Origin of the sequence: Aeribacillus sp. FSL K6-2848 (assembly GCF_038004325.1) — a bacterium.
GTDB classification, from domain to species: Bacteria; Bacillota; Bacilli; order Bacillales; family Aeribacillaceae; genus Aeribacillus; species Aeribacillus composti.
In genome coordinates, this window is sequence record NZ_JBBOQQ010000001.1 from 3848571 (window position 1) to 3874957 (window position 26387).

A 26387-nucleotide genomic window follows, 5' to 3' on the forward strand; every position below is an offset into this window, starting at 1 on the left:
CTTCGGTCTGTCATATTAGCCTTTCTCATGAGGAAGAATCGTATCTTCATAAATGTCTGTCGGATATTTTCCTGTAAAACATGCCATACATTGCCCGCGAAATTCACCTTCATATTTCCTTCCGATCGCATCCAGCATCCCTTCTGTGCTTAAGAAAGCAAGACTATCGGCGCCAATGATGCTGCGAATTTCTTCTACAGTATGAGAAGAAGCGATCAGCTCCTCATGAGTGGAGGTGTCAATACCGTAATAGCAAGGGTTGGCAATCGGCGGTGAACTGATGCGGACATGCACTTCCGTTGCCCCTGCTTCCCGCAGCATCTTGACAATACGCTTCGATGTCGTTCCTCTTACGATTGAGTCATCCACCATGACAACCCGTTTGCCTTCCACTACCCCGCGGACAGGGGAAAGCTTCATTTTCACTCCTTGCTCCCGCAATGATTGGGACGGCTGAATAAACGTACGGCCGACATATCGGTTTTTAATTAAACCGAGCTCGTACGGTATACCGGATGCCTCGGCATAGCCGATCGCCGCAGATATGCTGGAATCCGGAACTCCAGTCACTACGTCCGCCTCTACAGGCGCTTCTATCGCAAGCCGTTTGCCGAGATTTTTTCTTGCAGTATGAACATTTATTCCTTCCACATTGCTGTCAGGGCGTGAAAAATAAACGTATTCCATCGTACAAATCGCACGGTTAATCGTTTTGGAAAAACGTTCGCTTTTCAGTCCTTCACCATTGATGATGATAAGCTCGCCAGGCTCAACGTCCCTTTCTAGCTGAGCTCCAACAGCATCAAAAGCGCAGGTTTCCGAAGCGACAACATATGCATCACCTAGACGTCCGATAGATAAAGGACGGAGTCCGTTCGGATCAAGGGCAATCATCAGCTCTGTTTCCGTCATGATTAAAAAGGCGTATGCCCCTTTAATCATCGTAAGCGCGTTTTTCACTTTATCTTTTAGCTCTAAATAGCCGCTTCTTTTAATTAAATGAGCAAGAACTTCTGTATCTGACGTTGTTTGAAAGATGCTTCCTTGATTTTCAAGCTGATGCTTCAATCCGGAAGCATTCACTAAATTTCCGTTGTGAGCTAATGCGAGACCGCCTTGCTCCGATCGAAAAAGGAACGGCTGGACGTTTTCATAACCGCCTCCTCCAGCCGTCGCATAGCGAACATGGCCAATAGCTCCTGTTCCTTTTAAATTGTCTACCCCATTGGCAAACACTTCTGTGACAAGTCCTTCCCCTTTAAACCCTGTCAGTTTTTCGCCGTCTGTTACGACAATCCCTGCCCCCTCTTGTCCGCGATGCTGAAGGCTGTGCAGACCGTAATAAGTGATTTGAGCAGCGTCCTTATGACCCCATATGCCGAATACACCGCATTCTTCATTTAGCCCCTTTATTTCAGCAAGCATGGGATAGCTCCTTTCCAAGCTTGTTCTAACTCTTCCACTGATGCTTGAATCAATGTTTCTCCATTGCCGTTGACAATTTTAAGAATTCCGCTGTTTGTGACCGTTCCGATAGCTTCAGCTTGAACAATCTTTTCAAACGCCTCTTTGTTTTCCGGTTTTACGGAAACGACGATGCGGGACTGGGATTCGCTGAACAGCCCTGCCAATGCATCACCGTTGATCGTAATTTCCGCTCCAAGACCCGTTCCGATTAAGCATTCACTTAGCGCAACGGCCAGGCCTCCTTCGGCAACGTCATGAGCCGACTGGACAAGCCCTTCGCGAATGGCAGCTAACAGCTGATCTAAACGTTGCTTCTCTTCTTCCAGATCAATTTCCGGCGCTTTGCCAAAGATCTTGCCTTCAAGCATTTTTTGCAATTCACTTCCGGAAAATTCCGGTTTTGTCTCACCGAGCAAATAAACGATGCTGCCCGCCTCTTTAAATGATTGCGTTGTAATATGATCTGTATCTTCAATAAGTCCGACCATCCCGACAACCGGAGTTGGATAAATAGCTGTTCCGTTCGTTTCATTGTACAAGGAAACATTTCCGCCAATGACAGGTGTATTTAAAGCTAAGCACGCTTCGCTCATGCCGTCCACCGCTTTTTCAAGCTGCCAAAAAATCTCCGGTTTCTCCGGGCTGCCGAAGTTTAAACAGTCTGTAATAGCGAGCGGCACCGCTCCTGAACATACGATGTTTCTTGCTGCTTCACTAACTGCAATTTTTCCGCCGACTTCTGGATCTAAATATAAATAGCGTGAGTTGCAATCGGTTGTCATCGCCAAAGCTTTTTTCGTCCCTCTGATTCTAAGGACAGCCGCATCAGAACCGGGCGCCACGACAGTGTTCGTCCGCACCATATAATCGTATTGGTCATATACCCACTCCTTGCTGGCTATCGTTGGCTGTTTCAGCAATGCAAGAAGGGTTTCTTTGTAATCGTCAACTTTTGGAACATAGGGCGGCATGCTTTGAAACTGGCGATAATATTCAGGTTCTTTAGACGGTTTATAGTAAACAGGCGCATCTTCCGCAAGCGCATCAACAGGAATTTCCGCAACGATTTCTCCTTTATGAATAAGGCGCAGCATCTTGTCATCTGTAACTTTACCAATCGGTGCAGCCTCCAAATCATATTTTTTAAACAAATCAATGATTTCCTGCTCCCGCCCTTTTTTAATTACGAGAAGCATTCTTTCTTGCGATTCGGATAACATCATCTCATAAGGAGTCATTCCTGCTTCCCGCTGAGGAACAAGATCCAAGTTCATTTCAATTCCTGAGCCCGCCTTGCTCGCCATTTCTGCCGATGAGCTTGTAAGCCCCGCTGCCCCCATATCTTGAATGCCGACAAGTGCATCAGATTTGATTACTTCAAGGCAAGCTTCCAAAAGCAGTTTTTCCATGAAAGGATCTCCAACTTGAACAGCCGGACGCTTTTCTTCGGAAGCTTCCGACAATTCTTCGGAAGCAAATGTAGCACCGTGAATGCCGTCTCTTCCGGTTTTGGCTCCGACGTACATCACTGTATTGCCGACACCAGTTGCTTGACCTTTTTTGATATCTTCATGGTTTATGAGTCCGACACACATCGCATTGACCAGCGGATTTCCTTCATAGGAAGCGTCAAACTGTACTTCTCCTCCAACTGTTGGAATTCCGATACAGTTACCGTATCCGGCAATGCCAGCGACAACTTCTTCAAACAAATATTTGACACGCGGGCTTGTAAGTTCCCCAAAGCGAAGAGAGTTAAGGAGAGCGATTGGTCTGGCTCCCATCGAGAAAACATCGCGAATAATGCCTCCGACTCCTGTTGCTGCACCTTGATACGGTTCAATTGCAGAAGGGTGGTTATGGCTTTCTATTTTAAAGACGACGGCTTGATTGTCGCCGATATCAACAATCCCTGCTCCTTCACCAGGTCCTTGCAGCACACGTTCTCCTTTTGTTGGAAACTTTTTTAATACAGGTTTTGAATTTTTGTAGCTGCAATGCTCTGACCACATAACAGAAAAAATTCCAATTTCCGTGTAATTCGGCAATCGTCCTAATATTTTTTCAATGAGGGCAAACTCCTCATCACTAACTCCCATTTGCTTATAAATTTTGTCATTTTTTATCATTTCTGGACTTGGTTCAAGAATTTGTGACATGAGCTTCCCTCCAACTTCTTACAATCGATTGAAACAATTTCAACCCGTCTGTATTTCCTAAAAGTTCGCTGACTGCCCGTTCCGGATGCGGCATCATTCCAAGGACATTGCCGCGTTTATTTACGATGCCTGCAATGTTATTTAAGCTTCCGTTCGGATTATCTTGATACGTAAAAACAATTTGCTTGTTTGTGATTAACTCTTCAAGAGTTTTTTCATCACAATAATAATTTCCTTCCCCATGTGCAATCGGAATGGTGATAATCTCGCCCTTATCATATTTGTTCGAAAACATCGTTTCGTTGTTTTCCACCTTTAATTTCACAGGGCGGCAAATAAATTTCAGCTTCTCGTTCCGTCTCATGGCACCCGGAAGAAGACCAGCCTCAAGCAAAATCTGAAACCCATTGCAAACGCCAAGTACAGGCTTCCCTTCATCTGCAGCTTTCACAACTTCCTTCATAACATTGGCAAAACGGGCAATGGCTCCGCTGCGCAAATAATCGCCGTATGAGAAGCCGCCAGGAAGGAGAATGCCATCGAAGCCACTTAAATCTTGAGCGTCATGCCAAACGTATTCGACTTCCTCTCCCAGTTCGTCTTTAATGGCATGGTACATGTCAACGTCACAATTGGAACCCGGAAAAACGATCACGGCAAATTTCACTTGACGGCTACCTCCTCTATTTCATAACGGTAGTCTTCAATCACAGGATTTGCTAAAAGCTTTTTACACATTTCGTCTACAATCTCTTCGACATTTCGATCCGTTTTTCCGATTGCTAGCTCCATGTACTTCCCGATCCGAACATCTTCCACTTCGTTGAAATTCATTGAATGTAAAGCATTTTTCACCGCATTTCCTTGAGGATCAAGCACACTTTCACGCAATGTAACATATACTTTTACTCTGTACATGGAACTGTACCTCCTAAACGTTTTAAAATTTCTTTATAAGCATCCGTCAAATTGCCGATATCCCGGCGGAACACATCTTTATCAAGCTTTTCATTTGTATGTTTGTCCCAAAGTCGGCACGTATCAGGGGAAATTTCATCTGCAACAACAAGCGTTCCGTCGTTTAGCAAGCCAAATTCAAGCTTAAAATCTACTAGTCTCACGTTTCTTTCATGAAAATGCTTCAATAAAATATCGTTTACTTTGAAAGCTAATGTTTTTATTTCATCCAGCTGCTCTTTATCCGCAAGCTCTAGTAGTTCAATATGGAAACTGTTAATTAAAGGGTCTCCCAGGTCATCATTTTTATAGTAGAACTCAATGATCGGCTTTTTAATCTCAGTTCCTTCGGCAATGCCCAATCTTTTGGACAAGCTTCCTGCCACAATATTTCGTACAACTACTTCAATCGGAATGATTGTCACCCGTTTGACAAGCTGTTCATTTGACGAAATTTTTTGAACAAAGTGGGTCGGAATGCCGTGTTCATTTAACTTTTCAAACAGCAAACTTGAAATTTCATTGTTTAGCTGTCCTTTGCCTACAATCTCAGCTTTTTTCTCCCCATTAAACGCGGTAGCGGAATCTTTATAATAAACAAGAAAAATGTTGGGATCGTCTGTTTCATAAATTTTTTTCGCTTTTCCTTCGTACAGCAATGAGCGCTTTTGAACGGTCATGATCATGCCTCCTAATGCGGAATATTGGCCTTTCATTTTATGTCAAGGGGCAGGGCAGTTTTTGCGATTTGCCGAGCCCCATTTGGACATCTACTGTTCTAACCCACAGCGTTTAAAAATGTAATCCACATTTTTCAAATGGTAATTGTAATCGAAGCAGTCATCGATTTCTTCTTTCGAAAGCTTTGTTGTAATTTGTTTTTCCGCTTCGATCAGCTCTCTAAACGGAACTTGGCGCTCCCACGCTTCCATCGCTTTCGGCTGAACTAAATCGTATGCTTCTTCACGTGTCATACCTTTATTGATCAGCGCAAGCAAAACCCGCTGTGAGTAGATCAATCCCAGCGTTTTCTCCATATTGCGCTTCATATTTTCAGGGAAGACCGTCAAGTTTTTCACAATATTGCCAAATCGATTTAACATGTAGTTCAACGCGATCGTAGCATCTGGCAAAATGATGCGCTCTGCCGAAGAATGAGAGATGTCGCGCTCATGCCACAATGGAACATTTTCGTAAGCCGTCAGCATCATTCCGCGAATGACCCTTGCCATTCCTGTCATGTTTTCCGATCCGATCGGATTGCGCTTATGCGGCATCGCAGATGAACCTTTCTGTCCTTTGGCAAAAAACTCCTCCACCTCGCGAGTTTCGCTCTTTTGCAAGCCGCGAATCTCAACTGCAAACTTTTCAATCGATGTAGCAATTAAAGCAAGCGTAGCCATGTACTCGGCATGTCGATCACGCTGCAATGTTTGCGTCGAAATCGGCGCCGGCTTTAAACCGAGTTTTTCACACACATACTGCTCCACAAACGGATCAATGTTGGCATAAGTGCCGACTGCTCCGGAAATTTTGCCGACTTCAATCTCTTCTCTTGCGCGTTTGAACCGCTCTAGATTTCGCTTCATTTCTTCATACCATAGCGCCAATTTCAAACCAAACGTTGTCGGTTCTGCATGCACCCCGTGCGTACGCCCCATCATGACGGTGTATTTATGCTCCAACGCTTTATCTCTTAAAATAGCGATGAAATTTTCCAAGTCTTTTTGTAAAATTTCGTTCGCTTGCTTTAGCAAATAAGATAAAGCGGTATCCACGACATCAGTGGAGGTCAATCCGTAATGCACCCATTTTCGTTCGTCGCCAAGCGTTTCTGATACAGCACGGGTAAACGCCACTACGTCGTGCCTTGTTTCCTCTTCAATTTGCTTAATTCGGTTCACATCAAATGAAGCACGTTCACGCAGTTTTTTTACATCTTCCTTCGGGATCACACCAAGCTCCGCCCACGCTTCACATGCTAAAATCTCCACTTCAAGCCAAGCTTTAAAGCGGTTTTCTTCCGTCCAAATCGCGCCCATTTCAGGACGTGTGTATCGTTCAATCATTCCTGCAACCTCCTATTGATCTCTCCGTCTTGTTTATGAATAGCTTGTCAAACATTCCAAATTTGAGTGGATTCGATATATGTCAATAGTTCCTCAATTTCATCACTGAAGAACGTAATATGTCCCATTTTTCTGTTGATTTTTGCCTCCGCTTTTCCATATAAAAATAATTTCCCTTTTTTCAGCAGCTCTTCGTTTTTCAACACAGGCTCTAGATGCTGGCCCAGTATATTCACCATAATTCCTTGATGAATGAGCTTCGTGTTTCCGAGAGGCAATCCGCAAATCGCGCGAATATGCTGTTCAAACTGCGATGTTTCACATAAATTTAATGAATAATGACCTGAATTATGAGGCCGGGGGGCGAGCTCATTTATATAAATTTCATCGTTTGCCACAAACATTTCAACTGCCAGCGTTCCAATCAGCCCAAGCTTCGCCGCCAATGTTTTTGCTGTTTCCTCCGCCTGTTCCTTCAACGAATCAGAAATTCTTGCAGGTACAATGCTTTCGTGCAAAATATTGTTAACATGAATGTTTTCGGCAACAGGCAATGTGCTGACTTCACCTGTCACGCTTCTAGTGACAATAACCGAAATTTCTTTGTCGAACGCGATCCATTTTTCCAATACACAGCGTCCGTTCTTCAACAAAGCTTTTGCTTCTTCTATATCTTCTTCTTGCTTTAGTACAAATTGGCCTTTCCCATCATATCCTCCGCGGCATGTCTTTAAAACACTCGGGATGCCTATGTTGGATACGGCTTGATAAAAATCATCTTCTGATTCAACGACTTCATACGGCGCAACTTTTACACCAGCGTTCGCCACAGCTTCCTTTTCCGTCTGGCGATCTTGTGTAATGGCGAGCAGTCTGCTTCCTTGAGGCAAGTAGGCGTTTTGCTCAAGCCAAGTTAACGCCTCGTAATCAATATTTTCAAATTCATACGTTATACAATCGCTCACCTTCGCAAGCTCTTTGATTGCATCCAAATCATCGTAACGGGCTGTGATTTCCATGTCGCTCACTTGGCCGCATGGAGAATTCGGAGTTGGATCAAGCACCGCCACACGATATCCCATATTTTTGGCAGCGATAGCCATAAATTTGCCTAGTTGACCGCCTCCAATGATTCCAATTGTACTTTGAGGCAAAAGTTTTTTATACAAGCTGATCACTGCTTTCCATGACGTTTTTTCTTATATATTCTCGCCGTTGTTCAAGCTTTTGCTGAACATCAGCATCATTGATTGACAAAATTTGCGCCGCTAACAGACCAGCGTTCACCGCGCCCGCTTTTCCTATCGCCACTGTTGCAACAGGCACGCCGCCGGGCATTTGCACGATCGAGAGCAGCGAATCCAGTCCGTTTAACGCGTTTGTTTTAACCGGAACTCCGATGACAGGGAGAGTTGTTTTCGCTGCAACCATTCCCGGCAAGTGTGCTGCTCCGCCTGCGCCTGCAATGATTACTTGAATTCCGCGATCCCTGGCAGTGCTTGCATATTGAAACATCCAATCAGGTGTGCGGTGGGCAGAAACAACCTTTTTTTCATAAGGAATATTCAGCTCATCTAATATTTCACAGGCATGCTTCATCGTTTCCCAATCTGAAGTGCTTCCCATTATCACTCCAACGACAGGATTCATGGCGATGCTCCCCTCTTTATTTTTAATAATAGGTTGCCACCTTCGTTAAAAATCTTGACAATAATTGAAAGGCATAAAAAAAGCCCGCTTCTGCATTTTCCCTATCAATAAGGGAAAGTAACACAAACCGGGCATAAGTAATATGTATGCTCAGTTGAAAAATCTTGCCGATTACTTTCCCTCATAGTCCAACAATTTACGGTTGTTGGGTAGAAACTTTTGGGCCATATTCCCAAGATTATATGAGGTTTTAGTTTTCATATGCTGTTTTCGACTCCATCTTAACAATGAAAAATCATTATGTCAACGATAAAATCGAACATTATTTTTCTTTAAACACCGAATGTTCGGATTTTGATGAACCTTGATCATGATCTGTGCCGTTTTGCTGCCTTTTGAAACAAATCGAGTAGGAGGGAGCGATTAACTCCCGTCCTCTCACACCACCGTACGTACGGTTCCGTATACGGCGGTTCAATTAAGATAATTGACGCAAGTCTTTATAACTTCCGTGAATAGCTGTTCTCTTTATGCCAGTGGTCACTCCACCCTCCAAGAGATCTCCCACGGGATTCACCGCTTCCTCCCTCAAGTGAGGTACTACGTTTTCTGTGTTCATCATGACTCACTGAATGCCAAGGGCTATTCTCTCTTAATTGTTCGGTCCTTCTTAGTTGTTCTAGACCAACTAATACTATGACCTCTGCTGACTTCTGACTGTTCAGCTATCTATCACTAGATAGGTTACCAAGGTTACTTGGCGTGCCAGCCAGACCTCCCCGGGTAAGAGTGTAATCTTTCCTTCCATCCATCTGCTTCATTTACTCTGTATCACCTTCGGCAAAAAGGGCTTTGTTTTGTCTTGCAAACTCACCCAGTGATACCTAGCCTCATATGAAGTTCGTGTTCCTCAGACCGGAAGTTTGCCGCTCGCTTCCTTCAGATTCCGCGTCACCACGGACACCCTTGCGTTAAGCTAACTGCTACTTCTGCCTTCGCAGCTCGGGACTTTCACCCTATAGATTACACCCATGCCGGGCGCACAAGAAAAGGATCAGACAGCATTTCAGTCTGATCCTTCGACTTCTTATTAATTGACAAGAAAGATGAAATAAAGCAGAAATACAATAGATAAACCATACAAAATCGGATGAATCTCTTTTCCTCTTCCTTTCAGAAGCATCGTGATCGGGTAGAAAATAAAGCCGATAGCAATACCGGTTGCGATGCTGTACGTTAATGGCATTGTAATCAAGATTAAAAACGCCGGAACAGCAATTTCAAACTGATCCCATTTTATATGCCCTAAAGATGATACCATTAAAACTCCGACAATAATGAGCGCTGGAGCCGTAACAGAAGATGTAATAACGCTCAATAGCGGCGAGAAAAATAAAGCTAATAGGAAACATCCTGCCGTTATAATGGAAGCAAAACCTGTCCGCGCGCCTGCCGCAACCCCTGCTGATGATTCTACATAAGAAGTGGTTGAAGATGTTCCTAAAATCGCTCCGACAACTGTTCCCATTGAATCAGATACTAAAGCTCTGCCGATTCGCGGAAGTTTATTGTTTTTCAATAACCCTGCTTGATTGGCAACCGCAACCAGCGTTCCTGCCGTATCAAAAAAGTCAACAAACATAAACGTTAAGATTACGACAAGCATTTGTAAAGAAAAAATATCTCCTAAATGTCCTAAAGCTACTCCAAACGTCGGAGCCAAGCTCGGAATTTCCCCAATAATTTTATCCGGTTTTGGAACAAGGCCAAAAATCATTCCGACAACGGCCGTAATCACCATGCCGTAAAACACGCCGCCTTTCACTTGCCGAACCATTAAAATAATCGTAATAGTTAATCCAAAAATAGATAGAAGAGTATTTCCATTCCGCAAGTCTCCCAATCCGACAAGAACAGCGTCATCATTAACAATTATGCCTGCATTTTGAAAACCGATAAATGTGATAAACAATCCGATTCCCGCACCGACTGCATGCTTCAGCTCCGGCGGAATGGAATCAATAATTTTTTCCCGCAATCCGCTAAGCGTCAGCAAGACAAGAAAGAGACCTGAAACAAGAACACCTGAAAGGGCTGTTTGCCAAGGGATGCCGTACGTCAAAACGACAGTAAAAGCAAAGAACGCGTTCAATCCCATACCGGGAGCAAGAGCTACCGGATACCGTGCCACAATACCCATGATGAGTGTCCCGATGGCTGCAGCCAACGCGGTCGCAGTGAAGACAGCTCCTTGATCCATTCTCAATTCATTGGGAAAATCAGCAACAGAGCTTAATGAAAGCGTTGCTGGATTGACAAACAAAATATAGGCCATTGAAAGAAATGTTGTAATTCCGCCAATAATTTCCCTGCGGTAATTAGTGCCAAGTTCATCAAATTGAAAATATTTTTTCATTATAAAGTCCTCCTACAATTGGCTGTATAAAAAACTTTAAGCAAAAAAATAAGCGCTCCATTCCAAGGATGCGCTTGACCATGAGGTTGCTGAAAGCCCAATGTGAGAAAGGAAAAGGATCCTCTCCTCCTTCAGCCATCGAACCGTCAACACCTCGTAGTCAAGCTATTTACGGTAGCTTGGTAGAAACTTTCGGGCCATATTCCCGAAATTATACGAGAATGTTTATATTTATTATATAAAAATGATAATTCCGATTTATACAAGTTGGTCAGATTTATTCCCATTCAATTGTTGCCGGCGGCTTGCTTGTAATATCGTAGACAACTCGGTTCACGTGCGGCACTTCATTGACAATCCGCGTAGAGATCACTTCCAGCACTTCCCACGGAATACGAGCCCAATCTGAAGTCATGCCGTCAATTGAAGTGACAGCACGGATTCCAATTGTATGATCGTACGTGCGGGCATCGCCCATCACACCTACGCTGCGGATGTTAGGCAAAACGGTGAAATATTGCCAAATGTCCCGCTCTAATCCGGCTTTTTTAATTTCTTCTCGTAAAATAGCATCGGATTCCCGAACAATCTCTAGCTTTTCTTCCGTTACTTCTCCTAAAACCCGAATGGCTAATCCTGGTCCCGGGAACGGCTGCCGCCAAACGATTTCATCTGGAATACCAAGCTCTGTTCCAAGTGCGCGAACTTCGTCTTTAAAGAGTGTATTCAATGGTTCAATCAGTTGAAATTTCATATCCTCCGGAAGTCCGCCGACATTGTGATGCGATTTGATCGTTTGCGCCGTCTGCGTACCGCTTTCGATAATGTCTGTATAAAGTGTTCCTTGAGCAAGAAACTCAATGCCCTCCAATTTTGCCGCTTCATCATCAAAAACATAGATAAACTCGTTGCCGATGATTTTTCTTTTCTTTTCCGGGTCAGTAACACCCTTCAATTTTTCTAAAAAGCGGTCTTTTGCATCTACTTTAATGACATTCATGTTAAACCCTTCGCTAAACGTCTTCATGACGCTTTCCGCTTCCCCTTTGCGAAGGAGTCCGTGGTCAACAAAAATGCACGTTAATTGATTGCCGATCGCTTTATGGATTAAAACGGCTACAACAGATGAGTCCACCCCGCCGCTTAGCGCGCACAGCACTTTCTTATTTCCGACAGTTTTGCGGATGTTCTCTATTTGCATTTCAATAAAGTTTTCCATCGTCCACGAATTTGTGCACCCGCAAATGCGGAAAACGAAATTTTTCAATAGGTCGTTTCCAAATTCTGTATGGCGCACTTCGGGATGAAATTGAACCCCGTACATGTTCCGCTCATCATTGCTGATTGCGGCAAATGGACATGATGGGCTAGTGGCGTCTACTTTAAAGCCGTTCGGAATATCGGCCACAAGATCCCCGTGACTCATCCAAACGATTTGATCATCAGGCAGGCCTTCAAACAACGGCGATTTTTCCTTTACTTGTAAAGCTGCTTTCCCATATTCCCGGTGCTTCGCCTTCTCCACTTTTCCCCCGAGCAAATAGGTCATTAATTGCATGCCATAGCAAATTCCGAGCACTGGAACCCCGAGTTCAAAAATCCGCTCGTCGCAGCGAAAAGACTTTTCGTCATATACGCTGTTTGGACCCCCTGACAAAATAATTCCTTTCGGATTCATTTTTTTGATATCTTCTATCGACAGCGTATGCGGATGAAGCTCGCTGTAAACACCGAATTCGCGAATTCTGCGCGTAATTAATTGATTGTATTGGCTGCCGAAATCTAACACTAAGATCATGTCTTGGATGTTCTCCAACGTGTTCACCTCATTATTTTGATGGATCAATATATTGTTTCACATCTGACTTCAAAAAAATAGAATTCTACCGAAAAAAGGCAGAATTCTAGTACATCTACTAACTTCTGCCTTCATAGTCGGGTTATTTACGGTAACCCGGTAGAGACTCTCGAACCATATTATCGAGGATATACGAAGGAGCTTCCCGCTATGAATTTTTTCTTATCATACCAAGTGATCAAGACCCGGTCAAGAAGTTGTTTTTTTGATTAAATCTTCCCATAATTCTTTCGATTGCTCCCATTCCTTGCTTGGATCATCGCCCCGATACAGCGCCCGCTCATAAATGTAAGTTAATTGCGACATACTATTTGTTCCAAACATTTGATCAATCTGTTTTGCATATTCCCTTAACGTTTGCCCGTTTTCCCGTTTGTAGCCACATCTTTCCAGAGATTTAAGCAAAAGCCTGTATGCTTTCAAAAAATCTTTCTCATCATGATTCCATTTATAGAAGCTAGTCATCCAACTGGTCATCCATTTATTTCTCGTTTTGAAAAGTATTAACACACATGCCGCTATAAACAAGATGAAACCGATGGAGACAATAACAGCTGGTGATAGCGAAAAAGGGAATTCCTTTGGCTGCTTAGCATCATCCGTATCGATTTGTTCTTGACTTTCTTCCTCAAGCGGCTGACTTTGTTCTTGTTCGGTAGCGGATGAATCTTGTTGATTTTCATTTGATTGATGTGCAAATTCCTGCGGATTGGAAAAACCGATCGTCGGTTCAAAAGGGACCCAGCCAATTCCAGAAAAATAAACCTCTACCCACGAATGGGCATTGTTGCTAGTTACTTCATACACTTCCAATCCTTCGCTTGTCGTTTCCACAAACTGCCCAGGGGTATATCCCTTTACCCAGCGCGCCGGAATTCCGACAGACCGAAGAAGAACAACCATAGATGTTGAAAAATTGTCGCAATATCCTTTCTTCGTTTCAAATAAAAACTGATCGACATAATCTTCATCCAATTCTGGGACAGCCACATCATTCGTTTCATATACAAACGGTTCTTTCAAAAAATACTGTTCAACCGCCTTGGCTTTATCATAAAAGTTGTTTTTATCTTTTGTAATCTCCACAGCGAGATTTTTCACGCGTTCCGGAAGGCTTACGGGAAGCTGCGTATATCGTTCAACCAATTCTTTTGGAGCACCTTCATTCGAGTGAACAGCCTGCAATTTTTCAATTTCAAACAAGGGATAAGAATATTTCAAAGAATAACTGGAAAGCCGTTCCCCCGATTCATTAAACATTGGGAATATATTCTCCGTAACATGATCGATGCGGTATTGATCAGCATCACTGGAAATTTCCTGCAATCCAAGCGGATAAATAATATGCTGATATGGATATTCGCGCTCAATTTCTACAGTCGAAACAAGCTGTTCCGTTTGAACCTGACTACTCGTCAAGTTTAAATACGGACCGATAAATCCATTTGCAATGGAAAATTGTCTGTCGCTTGTCATCCAGCCTTTTCCTGTATAAACATCTTTTGTTTCAACTCGCCAATAATGCTGTCTTTCTACATACGCCCGAAAAGCAGGTGCATCGTTTGGAATGAACGGACCGCCCAATTGCTCATCATTGGTACCATAACCGATTTTTTTGACAACCGAATTTGACAAATGCTCCCCTTCTCCGTCCTGTTTATACTTCGAAAAATACGGTAAAGGGTCTGGCCATTGGGGAGCCGCTTTCGGAGCGAGCCACCCGATCGCAGCGGAAACAACAATCATTGCCAAAAGCGGCACAATCCATTTCCAATACAAAATAGACCTAAACGGAATTTTCTCCGAAAAAATCATCCTTTCAAAATAAAGAAGACCTAAAAGAAAAAATCCAACCACCGCTAACCGTATAATCGCATAAGTTGCATCATATGGCGAAAACGTATCTAATACTGCCACATACGTAATAGTTAAAATTAAAAATAATAAAATTCTTTTTCTCTGAATAATCCAATAGTTTAATAAATAGACAAGCAGCCACAATAATACAAAGAAAAGAAACGTCCGGAATGGAGGAGTCATTCCGCCGAAATACCTTTCGGTGATCAAGTTTAAGTTATAGCGAAGATCATGAATAAATTCTAATATCCATCCTATTTCAAAAACAGAGCCGTTGTAAAACAGCTGATGAATAAAAAAGAAAATATAGCATAATTTAACTGGATACGAGATATACCATTTTAGCTGCATAAATGTAAAAAAGAGAGAAATTCCGATAAATATAACGAAAATAACGGTATAGATAGAATCAGTCGAATATTCAAGCGGCCGCAGCCATTCCCACAGCAAAATAAACGATAGCAAATATAAACAAAAGTTAACGATTTGCTGTTTCATTATCGGCTTCCCACCCTTTGCGCTGCATCTCGGAACATGCCGGCGTCAACAGTGCGGACAGTTATCGAATGCCGCCGCAATTTATCTATTAGTTCTTGATCTCTTCTCGGCTTTTCAACCGCTTTTGTCACATGCCAAATTGTGACATGACGCGGCTTCGGAAACGCTAGAAGCTTGTCAATCAAGGAAGGGTGTAAATGACTTGTCATAATCATGATAGATGAATGCTGTCCCCATTTGTTCAATTCCTCTAAAAGCTGGTTGATAAACTCGTCCTCACCGTCGCAATCCGCCACTGCCAAATGATACAGGATATGCTTCCAATGATGCTCATGATTTGATATAGGAAAAACTTTCTTCGTTTTCCCAACCGAAACTACCCCGAGCTTGGAACCGTTTTTGAGCACTGCTTTAGAAAACGAAGCTGTAAATGAGATAAGCTCTTCAAATGACGATGACTTTGTTCGATCGATGAAACAAACAATTTGTTGGCTATTCAGCTGCTCAAATTCCTTTGTCATGATCGAATGGCGTCTCGCTGTCGCCTTCCAGTCTATCCAAGATAATTTGTCTCCTGGTTCATATTCCCTTACCCCAGCAACAATCGAAACATCTTTTATATATCGTGTTCTTGCAAAACCTGCATCCTTTTCAAGTGAAAGTTGTTGGGGACGGTACTGAAACTCAAAAAATGGCGGATAGACCACAATGTTATTTTTTGCCGAATAAATGTTTTCTCTTTCAATGATTCCAAACAAATCTCCTGTTTTAAATCGCACTGTTTCAAAATGATGGGATCCCCTCGGAAGATTAGATAACGAATATTGGAATGAAAAACGTTTTTTCCACCAAGGAAACAATACAATCTTCGCTGATCCCGAATTTTTCAGCTTTTCAGGAAGGACATCCTCAACGATTCCAAAGAAAAAAGGGAAGGGAAACGGCTGTTCAATTTCGATAGTACAAACAAGCGGTTCGCCTGCTTGAAATTCCGTTTTATTTAATTTGCGCCGAACTCGCAGCTTCTTCAGCGGATAAAGAGCCAACGCAACAGAATAAACAACAAACGGCAGCAATGAATACAATAAAAACCAGCTGACAAATCCTCCTTGAAACATGGCATATGCAAAGGAAGCCGCCACGAGCAATATTAAAAAAGCAAGGTTCCACGCCAGCCGTGTGCCTTTTAGCAAGCTTTTCATTGATTTCACAGCGACCTCACTACAGGCACAGGGATTTCGGCAAGAATATCTTCAATGATTTGTTCAGCTGTTCTCCCTTCATAACGCGCTTCAGATGTCAAAATAATGCGATGGGGCAGGACATGCACGGATAAATATTGAACATCATCGGGGATCACATAATCTCGGGCATGAATAAACGCATACGCCTGAGATGCCTTCATAAGTGCAACAGAACCACGGGGACTGACTCCTAAATAGACGGAATCATGGTTCCGCGTCTTATTTACGATGTCTACAATATAATGTTTAATCGTATCATCTACATATACTTGTTTGATTTCTTCCTGAAGTGCCGTTAGTTCGTCTTTGGTGATGACTGACGTTAGTTCATCAAGCGGCTGTCCTTTTTCAGCTCTTGTCAACACTTCTACTTCTTCTGTAACGGAAGGATAGTCCATTTTCAGTTTTAGCAAAAATCGATCCAATTGAGCCTCCGGCAACGGATAAGTTCCTTCATACTCAACCGGATTTTGTGTCGCCATAACGAAAAAAGGTTTTTCAAGCGGCATTGTCACGCCATCAATGGTGACACTCCCTTCCTCCATGCCTTCAAGCAAGGCGGATTGGGTCTTTGGCGAGCTTCGATTTATTTCATCGGCCAAAATAATATTAGCCATAATCGGTCCTGGTCGGTATTCAAATTCAATCGTTTTCGGATTATATATCGATACTCCAGTAACGTCTGAAGGCAGTAAATCAGGTGTAAACTGAATTCTTTTAAAATCAGCCCCAACAGACTTTGCCAATGCCTTCACCATCATCGTTTTTCCAACTCCGGGTACATCTTCGAGAAGCACATGCCCTCCAGCAAGCAATGCCGACAAACTTAAAATGACCAGTTCACTCTTTCCTACAATAACTTTTTCAACATTTTCGACAATTTTTTCTAATTTTGGATGCATCGTCTCCCCTTGCATTTATAGGCCTCCCAATCATCATATCTGCACTTCTAACTCTATTATACAATTGCCTAATAGCAGAAAAAAACGATTCGTTTTCAAACTGTTTAAAATTTATTGTACATTGTTACGTTTTCTTCTGAGAAAAGAATAAGGGGTAGAAAATTGAGAATTTTCACAAACTTTATGCGGAGTATTCCTAGTTTTCCTGCTTCTAAATGAATGGGATGACGTCATGCTAAAGTAAATGCAAGGGAATGATCGTTAAGAACGCTTGTATAGCATTGCCCAAATTTCTTTTAAAACAGGCATTTGTTCTTTCTCTTCTTCACTTACTTGTTCCCAAATGATTCCTTCCGGCTTTGAATAAGGAGTGTTCGTTTTGATCAATTCTTTTTCTGTAGCAATCCAATCAACCGTCAAATCATACGGATCAATAGGAAAATCGTCTTCTACCAGCTGAATGCTATGAACAGTCGTGACGACAGGAACAGAAGGCTGCCCAAGCTCCCGAATAATGGCATATTCGCGATCAGCATATCCTTCGCCTTTTCCAATTCTGCGCCCGTCCCTATGGACTGCAACCGATCCAACCACGATGAAATCAATAGTTGGCAGCTGATCGAGAGAGATCTCCCTTCCGAACGTATTCATATGTTTCAAGCTGGCGGCTTTTCTCTCTTCTCCTTTTGGCACCCATTCAGGCTTCACCATGATAAAACCGGATTTTAATCTTGGAGTTGGCATAAGAAGAGTCTTTCCATCAATTAGCACTTTCGTCCGAATTGGAAGCTGCGGAGCATCAGGGTTCACCTTTACGACGTTTGCCGATTTATATTCAGGCATCGAAGCAACAATTTTTGCAGCTTGTTCAGCTCCTTTGAAATTTGGAATTCTATTTTTCAGCGGAAACGGAAAGCGTCCAAGCTTCTCTTTTTCAAGCTGAGTCCATATTTTTTCCCTGACGGCCTGTTTATCCATCTTCTAAACCTTCTTCCTGCGCCGTGATTTAACCTTTACAAATAAAAAAGCAGTGGTGAAACTTTGTAAAAACAGCCAATTGACAAACGAAAAGATGATGTTTTCATATTCTATCTTGGGGCTCATAGAACAAGAACAGCGGTATACTCCGGGAATCTAAAATATGTGTCGGAAAATCAAAAGAGCTGCCATTCTTACGATTGCCCAATTTGAAAGCTGAAAGGTAGATACCATTTTGATTCAAGATGGGAGATAATTTTATCAATACTGCCAAGTTCACTTCGTTTTTTTTAAGAGCTCGATTTGGTATTGATGAATCAGCTTATCAAGTTCCTGGCTGATTTTTAACACAACCTCAGATGTATATCCATATTTCTCAGCCAATGAAATCATATATGCTCGTTCATTTTCTATTTTAATAGATAGAATATTCATTTTATTCATTTTTCAGTAACCCCATTTTTTACGAGTTTTAGTAGTATTAATAGTACCATACTCTTACGAATAATGTAAAGATTTGTAATTTATTGAAGAAATTTGCGGAAGAAGGGGGTAAATTCCCCCATTTAAAAAGTATTGGGGTTTATTTTCTCCACCATGCAGAAAAAAACGTTCCTAGCACAATAAACCCATTGTAAAATTTTTAAAATAGCGTTCACTTAAAAAATCGGATAATCATTTTTGCAAATTTACTGAATGGATTGTATTTTCTGATGAAAATCCTCTGAAGCAGCCTGAGCGTGCAAGAGTGAGTTAAGTTTATTGGACAAATTGTCATGATTATAAAACTTGCGCTTTATTTCATTTTGACTTCAATGAGCCCTAAGAAAAGATAAATATTGACCGCAGCATGAACATCAAAGAAGCCTTGGCTCGACGATAAATCAAACCCGCCAATTTCTTGCATCCTCTTCAGTCGGTAACGAACAGACCCTAATGAAACATGCATTCTTTCGGTTGTTTTATATAGATGTCCGTTATTTTCAACATACCAATAAAGCGTTTCTAATAAATCTGAGCCATGCTTGTCATCGTAGTTTTTTATTTTTTGAAGCATTGTATGTGAAAAGGCTTCCATTTCCGGTAAATTTTCAGAGCATATTAACTCCGCAACCGCTAAAAGCTCCTTAAATGCTTTGACTTTCGCATTGCTTTTAGAAAACTTCATAATCTTAATTGTTTTTTCTGCTTCTTTTAATCCTTTTTTCAAATCTGATGCTTGCTGACATAAACTGCTGATCCCCAATTTCATTTCAAAAGTTTTAATCTCGGAGAAAATCTGATCAATTAGCCATTGCCCGCATGAAACTTCAGATGAAAATTGACGGATAAAATCTTCAGGAATAACAGCAATCAGCTGATTGACTTTTGTTGTCATTATACATGCAAAACCTTGCTGCTTGAACAATTTATTTAAGTTTTCAGCTGCTGCAGTTTTATAATGATTAAGCGAATCTTCAAGCTCTTTTCGATTAAACTCTTGGCCGCTGTCCAGATGAAACAAAAACACATATTGCGGTTGATTAAGATTGTATCCCATTAATTTTAATCGGTAAGTAAGCTCTTCTTCTGAAAATTCCCCCCTAAAAACGGCGTTCAGCAATTCTCCTTTAATTCGCTGTTCGTTTTCAAACGCAGAAGTTTCATTTATTATTTGCATAGCACAAATGGATGCCGCCTTTTCAATGACGATATAGTCCAATTCCGAAAAGCCTTCTGATTCACGAATTAGTGAAACATAACCAAAAATGTTGTTTCTTACAAAAACAGGAGATATTAATTTTTCAAATGTATAGCCTTTTGCTGAAGAAACTTTTACCCGATTCGTATTACATTTTTCTTTTATATCTACTGTTTCCACTTTCTCCCACACATAATCAGCGCTGTTTAAATAAATTTTTCGAAGCGAATCGCTCGCTTCAATCAACTGACGGTGAGAGTTTTCCAGCAGAAGAGCACAATTCATCTCAACCGCTAAAGTGTTCAATATCCCCTTTAGTCCACACCCGTTTAATAGCGAATTTGTCAACTTTTCATTAATCATAAGAGCTTTCTTAAACATTTCTTTCTGCTTTTCTATCCTTATAAAAGCTTTGTCTAGCTCTTGTCCTAAATTTTCCTAATAAGGCAGCTCTTTTTCGATTTCTTCTCCCCAATCCTAAAACCGGTTTGGCAATCCAATGACAATGCGGATCACCCTTTCCTTCACACTCAACTTCTTTAAAAATTACTTTTCTACCCAAATGATTGCTCACATATCCGCCTGCAAATCCTATTAGTGTAAAACATACTGGATCAGAAGATAATCCAAAGGTGGCAATATGGTGTTCAGCTTCTTGTGAATGCTTCCAATAGCCTTCTGAATAATAATCTTTTGTTACAGGGTCGATATACAGCTCTTTAACTGAAATGCCTAAATCAGCCGTTATGCCGTGCATATGCGAACAAGCGATAAACAGTTCTTTCAATGTCAGCGTATGATAAGCATCTTTCCTTCTTAAATGATTTGAAAAATTATTGCCACAATCCCAGCCATACCGTAATAAAAAACCTTTAGCTCTGTCGAGACCTAAAGCTGAAATTAAATGATTTCGCAAAGTATTTAAGATTGCCCAGATTCAGGCAAAAATTTCATCATTTCGTTGGAGTCTAAAACTTCCCCCATTTCCGTCCCCCCTCACCACAAACTATTAGCATTTTTTATCAAAATTATCATAATATTTAATAAATTTTCAGGAAATTTTATATAAGATATCAGTAATGAACAGAATTGATTCTGTTAAAAATGTAAGCGTTAACAAAAAGAGGGGGAGAATAATATGAATAAATTTGAAGAACAAATTTATAATTGCATGAAACCCGTTGAAGAATTGCTGGCTAAAACAACCAATCCACTGCATATTGCGATTCTTGAAAACTTCCGCCGACACGTGCATCTGGAAGGCGCCGGCATGTTCAATGAAATTGTTTCTTCCGATATGATGGTCTATCACCCCGTTTATCGTGTTACTTGGGGAAGCGAGCCTGCTGTTATTGAAGGAAAGGAAGGAGTCCTCAACTTCTATCATATTGCATCAAAATCAGTACTTTGGCATTCTGATGACTTGCTGGCTGTGGCTGATTGGGGAATTGCAGATGAACTGACTTTCCACCAATTAATTAAAGGCCAAGGATTGCTTGATTTAGGATTTGAAGTAGATGATCCGGACAAAATTTATCATTACTCAAGCCGTCAAGTATTTTTATGGCCGTATGATGAAACGGGGAGACTTAAGGGAGAGCATCTTTACGAAGATAAAAGTACAGTAAAAATTATAGAAGTGGATCCTGCTGACGTCATCACACCAGAACGAGTTGCCGAAATCCACCGGGAATGCTTGACAAAATTAGAAGCAGAAAAACCGCCGAAATATTGGACGCTGGAAGTTATAAAACAACAGCTGGAAGGCAAATGATAAAATGAGCTTTCATGAAGACGAACACACGATCATTCATTTTTTAAGTCTAGTACATCATGAATGAATGCCCGACGCGAGGGAGCTAATATAACTCTCTCGCGTTTTATGCATCTAAACATGGCAAGCTGGCAAATTTATGCCCAATTGTAATCAAAGCAAAAAAAGCCGTTAAACATTTCGAATCATAAACTAAACGATTGGAATATCAGCAAATCTATCATTTCCTTTAAGCTATTTCCGCCTTTACAGAAAATATAGAAGCTTCATAAATCCTTTCCAATCATTTTCTTCTGCACAGAAATCAAGCAGCAAACAGCCTAAATATGTTGATAATTCGGGAAATGGGCAAAAAAAATATATTGGCACATACACGTTTTTTATAAAAACATACTGACATTCATGACAGATAATACGGACTGATCTGGATACACAGTTCGTTTTGCTATTTTCCATTTTCCATTCACTTTCCGAATAATATCTTCTCTTTCTCCGAACAATTCCTCGGTTTTTGCTTCTGAACTTCGGCTGCGCTTAAATAGAAAATAACTTCTAACCTTATATTCATTAGAGCTAAAGCCAGGCTCAACGACCACATTGCTTATAAAATGCCTCTGCCTTGTAGGCGGGTTTTCAACCCAGGCTGATTTCGTATAAAGTCTTTCGACCTTTATCTCTATGTCCTTTTTCGAATCTGCAAAATAAGTCATTTCAGTATTCAAATTGCTTCCCATTTTGTTATCAACAGTTACCCGCAGGGGCATCGTGTATTGAATATCATCATCAAGCAATTCAAGCCATTCCCGATATTTTCGGTGGTCAAGCAAATAGGCCTCATAATATAAAAATTGAGAAATTTCATATTGAATATCACTATTCATGAGATTTCACCTCTGGCTCTTTCGTAATCAGCTCCAGCCAGTATTTATGCATACTTCTTGCAATATGATCTGTATAGCAAGTTGGGTACGCTTTTCCCGGTCCCGGAAAATTCTCATCCGGATCTAAGTGATCTAATCCCATTAAGTAGTTGAGCATATTGTTGTAGCTGAGATTTCGATCTCTTGCCATTAACCCTTGGCTGGCCTCAACAATGCGAGCCCAATTTTCCGTATCATCCTGTTCAAGAGTACCTGCCGCGCCAAACGTTGCAATAAAGCCTTTGTACGATTTTTCCTTATAATCTTCCGGCAGCGCCTTATCAATCATATACCAAATCCAAATTTCAACTTGATCGGGCCCTAACGGCCGCCATACTCTAAATTGAAGATGATTATACTTTGTTCCTTCTGTTCCGCTGCAAGAGCTTAAGAATGATAGATTTGGAAAAACTCCGCCAACAAAATTTTGAACTCTAGAAAAAATGTCCAATTGTTCTTTATTTAAATTTTTCTCAAACATCGACCACATCGATTCAGGCATACCTTGGTATATGTTATTCGATCTTCCAGTAGCAGATGTAATTACATTAATTCCATGTCCGTTTGACAAAACAACTTGATGTCCATATGATGCATACAAAGGATCGCTCGGTGTAAGCTTCAATTCCACGGCGGATCTATGAGTCGTTTGAACATGGTAAGGATCTGCCGCGAAATTTTCACTTGTCATTTTCCAATTTGCTTTTGCCACCCATCGTTGAGGGACTCCCCTCACTTCCATCCCTCCGTCGCTCCGGCCAAGCATTATATCAAAATACCATTTCATTTCGCCTAAATAATCTTCTAAAGACATAGCGTCAGGATCAAGATTTCCAAAAATCATTCCTTGATAGCTTTCAACACGAGGAACTGGGCGCAGTCCCCACTCGCTTTTATCCATCGATTCCCCAAATACTTTATTCCCTGCAACAACCCCGATCAGTTCACCGTTTAAATTATAAGTCCAGCCATGATAAGGGCATGAAAATGCTTTTTTATTTCCATAATCTTCTGTACACAAACGAACACCCCTATGAGAACAAGAGTTCAAAAATGCGTTGATTTCTCCATTTTTATTTTTCACTAAAATAATCGGGTCATCGACCATCATCCTCGTAACAAAGCTTCCTGGTTCTTTTAATTCCGATTCGTGCGCCAGAAACTGCCATGTTCTGCCGAAAATTCTTTCTTTTTCTAGTTCGTATATTTCCGGATCTGTAACTAACCATTGAGGAAATCGGCCGTTTTCTATATTTTTCTCAACTTCCTTCCAATCTATCGTTCTCATATCCGTTCCCTTCCTCCTTTGGTTATTGGAATATTCGGAATTCTATGCCGCCAAACTCCCGGCTTTTGGGCAAGTTAGGTTAGTACAGACCTGTTGTTTATACTAAAGCTTTAGTCTTTCTTTTTTGCTTATACCTAAATACGTATCTTTTATTTTTTCATCTTCCAGCAAATCGCTCGCTTTTCCTTGAATGACAATTTCTCCGCGATCCAATACACAAGCGTGATCTGCAATTTGCAAAGCTGCTTTGACGTTTTGTTCAATTAACAAAATGGTCGTTCCAAATGTTTTTTTCATTTGCTTTAAAATATTCATAATGTCTTTGACAATAAGCGGAGCCAATCCTAAAGACGGTTCATCCAGCATCATTAGTTTTGGCTTCGCCATCAGCCCGCGGCCTATGGCAACCATTTGCTGCTCGCCGCCGCTCAACAATCCGCCCGGTCGATCCAACATTGTTTTTAATTTAGGGAAAAAGTCTAGAACTTGCTCGAAATCCTCCATAACACTTTTTTTGTCATTTTTATATCGGTGATAAGATCCTAACAGCAAATTATCCTTAACAGAAAGATCATCAAAAATTTGTCTTCTTTCCGGGACAAGACAAATGCCTTTTTCAACGATCTTTTCTACTTTACCATAAGAAATTTCTTCATTTTCAAATACAATGGTTCCTGATCTCGGTTTATAAATGCCTGCTATTGTTCCAAGAAGGGTGCTTTTCCCGGCGCCATTTGACCCTACCATCGCAAAGATTTCGCCTTGTTTTATTTCAAAGTGAATCCCTTTCAAAACGTGCAAATATCCGTGGTACGTATGAAGGTTGTCTACTACTAACATTAGATTGCTTCCTCCTCTCCCAAATAGGCTGCAATAACTTTAGGATTGCTGGCAATTTCTTCAGGCGTTCCTTCTGCAATTTTTTTCCCATAGTCAAGAACTACAATTTTATCTGCAATCGACATCACCGTTTCCATATCATGTTCAACAAATAAAAATGTCATCCCTTGTTTTCTCATATTTTTCAGTACATTCACTAGATTGCGGGATTCCTGCGGATTCAGCCCGGCCATCGGTTCATCTAGTAAAATAAATGAAGGCTCTGCAGCTACTGCCCTGGCAATCTCTAATAATCTTTGATTTCCATAAGGCAATGTTTCAGCTCGTTCAAAAGCTAAATCAGCAATACCGACCTGTTCAAGGCATTGCAATGCTTTTTGCATTACCTCTTTTTCTTCTTTATAAACGTTCGGCAATCGCAGGCCTGAGCTTAAAATTCCAGTTTTTAATCTTATATGGCTTCCTGTCATCACATTTTCGATGACGGTCATATTATTAAATACTTGCAAATTTTGAAATGTTCTTGTCATCCCTAGACTTGCAATTTGATAAGGTCTTTTCCCGATGATGGAAACGCCTTTAAAGGTTATTTTTCCACTTGTTGCAGGGATGACACCTGTCACTAAATTAAAAAGGGTTGTTTTGCCGGCGCCATTTGGACCTATTACAGCAACAATTTCCCCTTTTTTCACTTCAAACGAAACATTTTCAACGGCATTTACACCGCCGAATGATTTTGAAAGATTTTCGACTTTTAATAATGTTTCCTCAGTCATGAATATCACTTCCCGTTGACTTCTTTGAAAATGCTGAAACTGGTTTATTTTTAAAGCTTGAAGTGATTCTTTTGATAAAATGAAAGATCGCTTTTGAAATTCCATTTGGCATGTATATTAAAATAACTACAAGCAGCACGCCGAAAAATACAATTTCGAATTCCCCGCTAGCATTGGGAATAATTTTCGGTACAATATCTTTCAACAATTCTCCTAAAAATACATATATCGCTGCTCCGATCAATCCGCCCCAAATATTCCCTATCCCACCGATGACAACCATTATTAAAAAGTAGATAGATGTCATCATTTCAAACAATTGAGGATTTATAAAGGTGACATAGTGTGCGTATAAGCTTCCAGCAATTGAAGCATAAACGGCGCTTAATACAAAAATTTGCAATTTATATTTATTAATATTTATACCAATTGCTTCCGAAGCAATTTCGCTGCCATGGATAGACATTAAAGCTCTTCCGACTCTTGATTGAACAATATTGCGCGCAAAGAAAATTCCTAAAAAGACAAAGATCCAAATTAAGAAGTAAAATTGAAAATCTGTTGAAAATGAAATGCCGAATAAGCTTAAAGGAGGTATGCCAAAAAACCCGTTTAATCCTCCAGTTATTGTTTTCCACTCTTTAAAAAATGTAAATATGATCACTCCAAATCCAAGAGTGGCTAAGGCTAAATAATGCCCTTTTAGTTTAAATACTGGAATACCAATGATTAAAGAAACGAGTGATGCAATAATCGCCCCAACTAAAATTCCTATCCAGGAAGGCATCTGCAATGTAGCCGTAAAATATGCAGAGGTATAGGCACCAATACCGTAAAAAGCTGCATGCCCGAGGGAAATTTGCCCTGCATATCCGATTAATAGCGTCAGTCCAGTCGTAACCAATGAGTAAAAACCGATCATAATGAAAGTACTTAAAATATAATTATTTGATTGAAAAATAAAAGGAAGAAGCATAATAACGACAAAAAAGATAAGAGGACCTTTCAAACTCCTGTTGTATATTTTCGTTAAATTGTTATCCATTTTTTCCT

Annotated in this window: 23 protein-coding genes and 3 riboswitches; of the genes, 1 reads left to right on the plus strand and 22 read right to left on the minus strand. The window is 41.0% G+C overall.

Going from position 1 to position 26387, the window contains the following annotated elements; all coding sequences use genetic code 11:
- Window positions 1-15: 15 nt before the first annotated feature.
- The 17 genes from purF to NSS70_RS18555 all read right to left on the minus strand — a co-directional run bounded on the left by purF (window position 16) and on the right by NSS70_RS18555 (window position 20652).
- Window positions 16-1425: an amidophosphoribosyltransferase gene (gene purF, locus NSS70_RS18475; protein WP_063388823.1), complete on the minus strand. Its 1410-nt coding sequence runs from the start codon at window positions 1423-1425 to the stop codon at window positions 16-18.
- Window positions 1410-3626 carry a phosphoribosylformylglycinamidine synthase subunit PurL gene (gene purL, locus NSS70_RS18480; RefSeq protein ID WP_063388824.1) on the minus strand — a complete coding sequence of 739 codons (2217 nt, stop codon included), beginning with the start codon at window positions 3624-3626 and terminating at the stop codon, window positions 1410-1412. The genes purF and purL overlap by 16 nt, the downstream gene beginning before the upstream one ends.
- The gene (gene purQ, locus NSS70_RS18485; protein ID WP_340882224.1) at window positions 3610-4293 is read right to left on the minus strand and encodes a phosphoribosylformylglycinamidine synthase subunit PurQ; all 684 of its coding nucleotides are present in this window, start codon (window positions 4291-4293) and stop codon (window positions 3610-3612) included. The genes purL and purQ overlap by 17 nt, the downstream gene beginning before the upstream one ends.
- On the minus strand, window positions 4290-4544 hold the full coding sequence (gene purS / locus NSS70_RS18490) for a phosphoribosylformylglycinamidine synthase subunit PurS (protein ID WP_063388826.1): 255 nt from the start codon (window positions 4542-4544) through the stop codon (window positions 4290-4292). The genes purQ and purS overlap by 4 nt, the downstream gene beginning before the upstream one ends.
- Window positions 4532-5263, minus strand: coding sequence for a phosphoribosylaminoimidazolesuccinocarboxamide synthase (purC, locus tag NSS70_RS18495; RefSeq protein WP_094244364.1), 732 nt, complete (start codon window positions 5261-5263; stop codon window positions 4532-4534). Before purC ends, purS begins: the two co-directional genes overlap by 13 nt.
- Before the next feature lie 90 nt (window positions 5264-5353).
- Entirely contained in the window at window positions 5354-6652 is a 1299-nt protein-coding gene (gene purB / locus NSS70_RS18500) for an adenylosuccinate lyase (protein WP_063388828.1), read from the minus strand.
- Window positions 6653-6699: 47 nt separating this feature from the next.
- Entirely contained in the window at window positions 6700-7821 is a 1122-nt protein-coding gene (gene purK, locus NSS70_RS18505; RefSeq protein ID WP_186439341.1) for a 5-(carboxyamino)imidazole ribonucleotide synthase, read from the minus strand.
- Complete coding sequence (purE, locus tag NSS70_RS18510; RefSeq protein ID WP_066252098.1) at window positions 7814-8302, minus strand: 5-(carboxyamino)imidazole ribonucleotide mutase; 489 nt, start codon at window positions 8300-8302, stop codon at window positions 7814-7816. The genes purK and purE overlap by 8 nt, the downstream gene beginning before the upstream one ends.
- A gap of 164 nt (window positions 8303-8466) precedes the next feature.
- Window positions 8467-8568: riboswitch (purine riboswitch) on the minus strand.
- Between the two features lie 824 nt (window positions 8569-9392).
- Window positions 9393-10718 (minus strand): NCS2 family permease, encoded by a 1326-nt coding sequence (locus tag NSS70_RS18515; protein WP_063388831.1) that lies wholly within the window; start codon window positions 10716-10718, stop codon window positions 9393-9395.
- A 137-nt stretch (window positions 10719-10855) separates the two neighbouring features.
- A riboswitch (purine riboswitch) is annotated at window positions 10856-10957 on the minus strand.
- Between the two features lie 38 nt (window positions 10958-10995).
- Window positions 10996-12516, minus strand: a complete 1521-nt coding sequence (gene guaA / locus NSS70_RS18520) for a glutamine-hydrolyzing GMP synthase (protein WP_063388832.1) — start codon at window positions 12514-12516, stop codon at window positions 10996-10998.
- A gap of 114 nt (window positions 12517-12630) precedes the next feature.
- Window positions 12631-12732: riboswitch (purine riboswitch) on the minus strand.
- Window positions 12733-12765: 33 nt separating this feature from the next.
- Window positions 12766-14931 (minus strand): DUF4129 domain-containing transglutaminase family protein, encoded by a 2166-nt coding sequence (locus NSS70_RS18525; RefSeq protein ID WP_340882226.1) that lies wholly within the window; start codon window positions 14929-14931, stop codon window positions 12766-12768.
- Window positions 14931-16133, minus strand: a complete 1203-nt coding sequence (locus NSS70_RS18530; RefSeq protein ID WP_340882575.1) for a DUF58 domain-containing protein — start codon at window positions 16131-16133, stop codon at window positions 14931-14933. The genes NSS70_RS18525 and NSS70_RS18530 overlap by 1 nt, the downstream gene beginning before the upstream one ends.
- A gap of 5 nt (window positions 16134-16138) precedes the next feature.
- Window positions 16139-17092, minus strand: coding sequence for an AAA family ATPase (locus NSS70_RS18535; protein WP_340882228.1), 954 nt, complete (start codon window positions 17090-17092; stop codon window positions 16139-16141).
- Between the two features lie 246 nt (window positions 17093-17338).
- Window positions 17339-18055: a 5-formyltetrahydrofolate cyclo-ligase gene (locus NSS70_RS18540; RefSeq protein ID WP_144597442.1), complete on the minus strand. Its 717-nt coding sequence runs from the start codon at window positions 18053-18055 to the stop codon at window positions 17339-17341.
- 276 nt (window positions 18056-18331) lie between these two features.
- The gene (locus tag NSS70_RS18545) at window positions 18332-18499 is read right to left on the minus strand and encodes an aspartyl-phosphate phosphatase Spo0E family protein (protein WP_082829641.1); all 168 of its coding nucleotides are present in this window, start codon (window positions 18497-18499) and stop codon (window positions 18332-18334) included.
- A gap of 352 nt (window positions 18500-18851) precedes the next feature.
- Window positions 18852-20117: a PucR family transcriptional regulator gene (locus NSS70_RS18550; RefSeq protein WP_340882230.1), complete on the minus strand. Its 1266-nt coding sequence runs from the start codon at window positions 20115-20117 to the stop codon at window positions 18852-18854.
- A complete protein-coding gene (locus NSS70_RS18555) occupies window positions 20110-20652 on the minus strand; it encodes a V4R domain-containing protein (RefSeq protein WP_339197754.1) in 543 nt (180 codons plus the stop codon). The genes NSS70_RS18550 and NSS70_RS18555 overlap by 8 nt, the downstream gene beginning before the upstream one ends.
- Window positions 20653-20874: 222 nt before the next feature.
- On the opposite strand from NSS70_RS18555, the gene NSS70_RS18560 reads away from it, so the two are divergent.
- Window positions 20875-21510, plus strand: coding sequence for a hypothetical protein (locus NSS70_RS18560; RefSeq protein WP_340882232.1), 636 nt, complete (start codon window positions 20875-20877; stop codon window positions 21508-21510).
- A 380-nt stretch (window positions 21511-21890) separates the two neighbouring features.
- Here the strand turns inward: NSS70_RS18560 and NSS70_RS18565 are convergent, their stop codons facing one another.
- The 5 genes from NSS70_RS18565 to NSS70_RS18585 form a co-directional block, all read right to left on the minus strand.
- The gene (locus tag NSS70_RS18565; protein ID WP_063388839.1) at window positions 21891-22391 is read right to left on the minus strand and encodes a 3-phenylpropionate/cinnamic acid dioxygenase subunit beta; all 501 of its coding nucleotides are present in this window, start codon (window positions 22389-22391) and stop codon (window positions 21891-21893) included.
- The gene (locus tag NSS70_RS18570) at window positions 22384-23718 is read right to left on the minus strand and encodes an aromatic ring-hydroxylating oxygenase subunit alpha (protein ID WP_094244350.1); all 1335 of its coding nucleotides are present in this window, start codon (window positions 23716-23718) and stop codon (window positions 22384-22386) included. Before NSS70_RS18570 ends, NSS70_RS18565 begins: the two co-directional genes overlap by 8 nt.
- A 102-nt stretch (window positions 23719-23820) precedes the next feature.
- On the minus strand, window positions 23821-24558 hold the full coding sequence (locus NSS70_RS18575) for an ABC transporter ATP-binding protein (protein WP_066252126.1): 738 nt from the start codon (window positions 24556-24558) through the stop codon (window positions 23821-23823).
- Window positions 24558-25334, minus strand: coding sequence for an ABC transporter ATP-binding protein (locus NSS70_RS18580; RefSeq protein ID WP_094244349.1), 777 nt, complete (start codon window positions 25332-25334; stop codon window positions 24558-24560). Before NSS70_RS18580 ends, NSS70_RS18575 begins: the two co-directional genes overlap by 1 nt.
- On the minus strand, window positions 25327-26379 hold the full coding sequence (locus NSS70_RS18585; protein WP_066252130.1) for a branched-chain amino acid ABC transporter permease: 1053 nt from the start codon (window positions 26377-26379) through the stop codon (window positions 25327-25329). Before NSS70_RS18585 ends, NSS70_RS18580 begins: the two co-directional genes overlap by 8 nt.
- Between the last annotated feature and the right edge of the window lie 8 nt (window positions 26380-26387).

Coding starts and splice junctions, on each gene's coding strand:
- purF (WP_063388823.1), bottom strand. CDS start 1,425: ATGCTTGCTGAAATAAAGGGGCTAAATGAAGAATGCGGTGTATTCGGC.
- purL (WP_063388824.1), bottom strand. CDS start 3,626: ATGTCACAAATTCTTGAACCAAGTCCAGAAATGATAAAAAATGACAAA.
- purS (WP_063388826.1), bottom strand. CDS start 4,544: ATGTACAGAGTAAAAGTATATGTTACATTGCGTGAAAGTGTGCTTGAT.
- purC (WP_094244364.1), bottom strand. CDS start 5,263: ATGACCGTTCAAAAGCGCTCATTGCTGTACGAAGGAAAAGCGAAAAAA.
- purB (WP_063388828.1), bottom strand. CDS start 6,652: ATGATTGAACGATACACACGTCCTGAAATGGGCGCGATTTGGACGGAA.
- purE (WP_066252098.1), bottom strand. CDS start 8,302: ATGAATCCTGTCGTTGGAGTGATAATGGGAAGCACTTCAGATTGGGAA.
- NSS70_RS18515 (WP_063388831.1), bottom strand. CDS start 10,718: ATGAAAAAATATTTTCAATTTGATGAACTTGGCACTAATTACCGCAGG.
- guaA (WP_063388832.1), bottom strand. CDS start 12,516: ATGATCTTAGTGTTAGATTTCGGCAGCCAATACAATCAATTAATTACG.
- NSS70_RS18525 (WP_340882226.1), bottom strand. CDS start 14,931: ATGAAACAGCAAATCGTTAACTTTTGTTTATATTTGCTATCGTTTATT.
- NSS70_RS18530 (WP_340882575.1), bottom strand. CDS start 16,133: ATGAAAAGCTTGCTAAAAGGCACACGGCTGGCGTGGAACCTTGCTTTT.
- NSS70_RS18535 (WP_340882228.1), bottom strand. CDS start 17,092: ATGCAAGGGGAGACGATGCATCCAAAATTAGAAAAAATTGTCGAAAAT.
- NSS70_RS18540 (WP_144597442.1), bottom strand. CDS start 18,055: ATGGATAAACAGGCCGTCAGGGAAAAAATATGGACTCAGCTTGAAAAA.
- NSS70_RS18545 (WP_082829641.1), bottom strand. CDS start 18,499: ATGAATAAAATGAATATTCTATCTATTAAAATAGAAAATGAACGAGCA.
- NSS70_RS18550 (WP_340882230.1), bottom strand. CDS start 20,117: ATGTTTAAGAAAGCTCTTATGATTAATGAAAAGTTGACAAATTCGCTA.
- NSS70_RS18560 (WP_340882232.1), top strand. CDS start 20,875: ATGAATAAATTTGAAGAACAAATTTATAATTGCATGAAACCCGTTGAA.
- NSS70_RS18565 (WP_063388839.1), bottom strand. CDS start 22,391: ATGAATAGTGATATTCAATATGAAATTTCTCAATTTTTATATTATGAG.
- NSS70_RS18570 (WP_094244350.1), bottom strand. CDS start 23,718: ATGAGAACGATAGATTGGAAGGAAGTTGAGAAAAATATAGAAAACGGC.
- NSS70_RS18575 (WP_066252126.1), bottom strand. CDS start 24,558: ATGTTAGTAGTAGACAACCTTCATACGTACCACGGATATTTGCACGTT.
- NSS70_RS18580 (WP_094244349.1), bottom strand. CDS start 25,334: ATGACTGAGGAAACATTATTAAAAGTCGAAAATCTTTCAAAATCATTC.
- NSS70_RS18585 (WP_066252130.1), bottom strand. CDS start 26,379: ATGGATAACAATTTAACGAAAATATACAACAGGAGTTTGAAAGGTCCT.